The sequence below is a fragment of the Streptococcus sp. HMSC077D04 genome (assembly GCF_001808785.1).
GTDB classification, from domain to species: domain Bacteria; phylum Bacillota; class Bacilli; order Lactobacillales; family Streptococcaceae; genus Streptococcus; species Streptococcus mitis_BX.
In genome coordinates this window covers 1-4,937 of sequence record NZ_KV794470.1, presented here as the reverse complement: position 1 = coordinate 4,937, position 4,937 = coordinate 1, and the positions used below count along the sequence as shown (strand labels likewise).

Genomic DNA, 4,937 nt, shown 5'->3' with positions numbered 1-4,937 from the left:
AAAAAACAATAAATCTGTCAGTGACAGAAATGAGTGAGAACTCAAACTTTTAATGAGAGTTTGATCCTGGCTCAGGACGAACGCTGGCGGCGTGCCTAATACATGCAAGTAGAACGCTGAAGGAGGAGCTTGCTTCTCCGGATGAGTTGCGAACGGGTGAGTAACGCGTAGGTAACCTGCCTGGTAGCGGGGGATAACTATTGGAAACGATAGCTAATACCGCATAAGAGTAGATGTTGCATGACATTTACTTAAAAGGTGCAATTGCATCACTACCAGATGGACCTGCGTTGTATTAGCTAGTTGGTGGGGTAACGGCTCACCAAGGCGACGATACATAGCCGACCTGAGAGGGTGATCGGCCACACTGGGACTGAGACACGGCCCAGACTCCTACGGGAGGCAGCAGTAGGGAATCTTCGGCAATGGACGGAAGTCTGACCGAGCAACGCCGCGTGAGTGAAGAAGGTTTTCGGATCGTAAAGCTCTGTTGTAAGAGAAGAACGAGTGTGAGAGTGGAAAGTTCACACTGTGACGGTATCTTACCAGAAAGGGACGGCTAACTACGTGCCAGCAGCCGCGGTAATACGTAGGTCCCGAGCGTTGTCCGGATTTATTGGGCGTAAAGCGAGCGCAGGCGGTTAGATAAGTCTGAAGTTAAAGGCTGTGGCTTAACCATAGTACGCTTTGGAAACTGTTTAACTTGAGTGCAAGAGGGGAGAGTGGAATTCCATGTGTAGCGGTGAAATGCGTAGATATATGGAGGAACACCGGTGGCGAAAGCGGCTCTCTGGCTTGTAACTGACGCTGAGGCTCGAAAGCGTGGGGAGCAAACAGGATTAGATACCCTGGTAGTCCACGCCGTAAACGATGAGTGCTAGGTGTTAGACCCTTTCCGGGGTTTAGTGCCGTAGCTAACGCATTAAGCACTCCGCCTGGGGAGTACGACCGCAAGGTTGAAACTCAAAGGAATTGACGGGGGCCCGCACAAGCGGTGGAGCATGTGGTTTAATTCGAAGCAACGCGAAGAACCTTACCAGGTCTTGACATCCCTCTGACCGCTCTAGAGATAGAGCTTTCCTTCGGGACAGAGGTGACAGGTGGTGCATGGTTGTCGTCAGCTCGTGTCGTGAGATGTTGGGTTAAGTCCCGCAACGAGCGCAACCCCTATTGTTAGTTGCCATCATTCAGTTGGGCACTCTAGCGAGACTGCCGGTAATAAACCGGAGGAAGGTGGGGATGACGTCAAATCATCATGCCCCTTATGACCTGGGCTACACACGTGCTACAATGGCTGGTACAACGAGTCGCAAGCCGGTGACGGCAAGCTAATCTCTTAAAGCCAGTCTCAGTTCGGATTGTAGGCTGCAACTCGCCTACATGAAGTCGGAATCGCTAGTAATCGCGGATCAGCACGCCGCGGTGAATACGTTCCCGGGCCTTGTACACACCGCCCGTCACACCACGAGAGTTTGTAACACCCGAAGTCGGTGAGGTAACCGTAAGGAGCCAGCCGCCTAAGGTGGGATAGATGATTGGGGTGAAGTCGTAACAAGGTAGCCGTATCGGAAGGTGCGGCTGGATCACCTCCTTTCTAAGGATAAGGAACTGCGCATTGGTCTTGTTTAGTCTTGAGAGGTCTTGTGGGGCCTTAGCTCAGCTGGGAGAGCGCCTGCTTTGCACGCAGGAGGTCAGCGGTTCGATCCCGCTAGGCTCCATTGGTGAGAGATCACCAAGTAATGCACATTGAAAATTGAATATCTATATCAAATAGTAACAAGAAAATAAACCGAAAACGCTGTAGTATTAATAAGAGTTTATGACTGAAAGGTCAGAAAAATAAGGTTAAGTTAATAAGGGCGCACGGTGGATGCCTTGGCACTAGGAGCCGAAGAAGGACGTGACAAACGACGATATGCCTTGGGTAGCTGTAAGTAAGCGATGATCCAGGGATTTCCGAATGGGGGAACCCAACAGGTACTACCTGTTACCCACATCTGTTAAGGATGTGAGGAGGAAGACGCAGTGAACTGAAACATCTAAGTAGCTGCAGGAAGAGAAAGCAAAAGCGATTGCCTTAGTAGCGGCGAGCGAAACGGCAGGAGGGCAAACCGAAGAGTTTACTCTTCGGGGTTGTAGGACTGCAATGTGGACTCAAAGATTATAGAAGAATGATTTGGGAAGATCAGCCAAAGAGAGTAATAGCCTCGTATTTAAAATAGTCTTTGTACCTAGCAGTATCCTGAGTACGGCGGGACACGTGAAATCCCGTCGGAATCTGGGAGGACCATCTCCCAACCCTAAATACTCCCTAGTGACCGATAGTGAACCAGTACCGTGAGGGAAAGGTGAAAAGCACCCCGGGAGGGGAGTGAAATAGAACCTGAAACCGTGTGCCTACAACAAGTTCGAGCCCGTTAATGGGTGAGAGCGTGCCTTTTGTAGAATGAACCGGCGAGTTACGTTATGATGCGAGGTTAAGTTGAAGAGACGGAGCCGTAGGGAAACCGAGTCTGAATAGGGCGCTTTAGTATCATGACGTAGACCCGAAACCATGTGACCTACCCATGAGCAGGATGAAGGTGCGGTAAGACGCACTGGAGGACCGAACCAGGGCACGTTGAAAAGTGCTTGGATGACTTGTGGGTAGCGGAGAAATTCCAAACGAACTTGGAGATAGCTGGTTCTCTCCGAAATAGCTTTAGGGCTAGCGTCGACATAAAGATTCTTGGAGGTAGAGCACTGTTTGGGTGAGGGGTCCATCCCGGATTACCAATCTCAGATAAACTCCGAATGCCAATGAATTATGGTCGGCAGTCAGACTGCGAGTGCTAAGATCCGTAGTCGAAAGGGAAACAGCCCAGACCACCAGCTAAGGTCCCAAAATAATTGTTAAGTGGAAAAGGATGTGGGGTTGCACAGACAACTAGGATGTTAGCTTAGAAGCAGCTATTCATTCAAAGAGTGCGTAATAGCTCACTAGTCGAGTGACCCTGCGCCGAAAATGTACCGGGGCTAAAACAATTTACCGAAGCTGTGGATACCTTTATAGGTATGGTAGGAGAGCGTTCTATGTGTGATGAAGGTGTACCGTGAGGAGTGCTGGAACGCATAGAAGTGAGAATGCCGGTATGAGTAGCGAAAGACAGGTGAGAATCCTGTCCACCGTAAGACTAAGGTTTCCAGGGGAAGGCTCGTCCGCCCTGGGTTAGTCGGGACCTAAGGAGAGACCGAAAGGTGTATCCGATGGACAACAGGTTGATATTCCTGTACTAGAGTATGTAGTGATGGAGGGACGCAGTAGGCTAACTAAAGCAGACGATTGGAAGTGTCTGTCTAAGCAGTGAGGTGTGATATGAGTCAAATGCTTATATCTATAACATTGAGCTGTGATGGGGAGCGAAGTTTAGTAGCGAAGTTAGTGACGTCACACTGCCAAGAAAAGCTTCTAGCGTTTAAACATACTCTACCCGTACCGCAAACCGACACAGGTAGTCGAGGCGAGTAGCCTCAGGTGAGCGAGAGAACTCTCGTTAAGGAACTCGGCAAAATGACCCCGTAACTTCGGGAGAAGGGGTGCTGACTTTACGTCAGCCGCAGTGAATAGGCCCAAGCAACTGTTTATCAAAAACACAGCTCTCTGCTAAATCGTAAGATGATGTATAGGGGGTGACGCCTGCCCGGTGCTGGAAGGTTAAGAGGAGTGCTTAGCGTAAGCGAAGGTATGAATTGAAGCCCCAGTAAACGGCGGCCGTAACTATAACGGTCCTAAGGTAGCGAAATTCCTTGTCGGGTAAGTTCCGACCCGCACGAAAGGCGTAATGATTTGGGCACTGTCTCAACGAGAGACTCGGTGAAATTTTAGTACCTGTGAAGATGCAGGTTACCCGCGACAGGACGGAAAGACCCCATGGAGCTTTACTGCAGTTTGATATTGAGTGTCTGTACCACATGTACAGGATAGGTAGGAGTCTATGAGATCGGGACGCCAGTTTCGAAGGAGACGTTGTTGGGATACTACCCTTGTGTTATGGCCACTCTAACCCGGATAGGTGATCCCTATCGGAGACAGTGTCTGACGGGCAGTTTGACTGGGGCGGTCGCCTCCTAAAAGGTAACGGAGGCGCCCAAAGGTTCCCTCAGAATGGTTGGAAATCATTCGCAGAGTGTAAAGGTATAAGGGAGCTTGACTGCGAGAGCTACAACTCGAGCAGGGACGAAAGTCGGGCTTAGTGATCCGGTGGTTCCGTATGGAAGGGCCATCGCTCAACGGATAAAAGCTACCCTGGGGATAACAGGCTTATCTCCCCCAAGAGTTCACATCGACGGGGAGGTTTGGCACCTCGATGTCGGCTCGTCGCATCCTGGGGCTGTAGTCGGTCCCAAGGGTTGGGCTGTTCGCCCATTAAAGCGGCACGCGAGCTGGGTTCAGAACGTCGTGAGACAGTTCGGTCCCTATCCGTCGCGGGCGTAGGAAATTTGAGAGGATCTGCTCCTAGTACGAGAGGACCAGAGTGGACTTACCGCTGGTGTACCAGTTGTCTTGCCAAAGGCATCGCTGGGTAGCTATGTAGGGAAGGGATAAACGCTGAAAGCATCTAAGTGTGAAACCCACCTCAAGATGAGATTTCCCATGATTTTATATCAGTAAGAGCCCTGAGAGATGATCAGGTAGATAGGTTAGAAGTGGAAGTGTGGCGACACATGTAGCGGACTAATACTAATAGCTCGAGGACTTATCCAAAGTAACTGAGAATATGAAAGCGAACGGTTTTCTTGGTTTGAATAGATATTCAATTTTGAGTAGGTATTACTCAGAGTTAAGTGACGATAGCCTAGGAGATACACCTGTACCCATGCCGAACACAGAAGTTAAGCCCTAGAACGCCGGAAGTAGTTGGGGGTTGCCCCCTGTGAGATATGGAAGTCGCTTAGCT

Annotated in this window: 1 tRNA gene and 3 rRNA genes; all 4 read left to right on the top strand. The window is 50.1% G+C overall.

The annotated features are described in order from the left end of the window. Positions 1-48: 48 nt before the first annotated feature. The 4 genes from HMPREF2701_RS01005 to rrf all read left to right on the top strand — a co-directional run bounded on the left by HMPREF2701_RS01005 (position 49) and on the right by rrf (position 4,936). Positions 49-1,594: ribosomal RNA gene (locus tag HMPREF2701_RS01005) — 16S ribosomal RNA — on the top strand. Positions 1,595-1,645: 51 nt separating this feature from the next. Next, positions 1,646-1,718: transfer RNA gene (locus HMPREF2701_RS01000), tRNA-Ala, on the top strand. Positions 1,719-1,843: 125 nt separating this feature from the next. Beyond that, positions 1,844-4,744, top strand: a 23S ribosomal RNA gene (locus tag HMPREF2701_RS00995). Positions 4,745-4,820: 76 nt separating this feature from the next. Further along, positions 4,821-4,936: ribosomal RNA gene (rrf, locus tag HMPREF2701_RS00990) — 5S ribosomal RNA — on the top strand. Together the 16S, 23S and 5S rRNA genes with 1 tRNA gene alongside form the textbook arrangement of a ribosomal RNA operon. The last annotated feature ends 1 nt before the right edge of the window (position 4,937 follow it).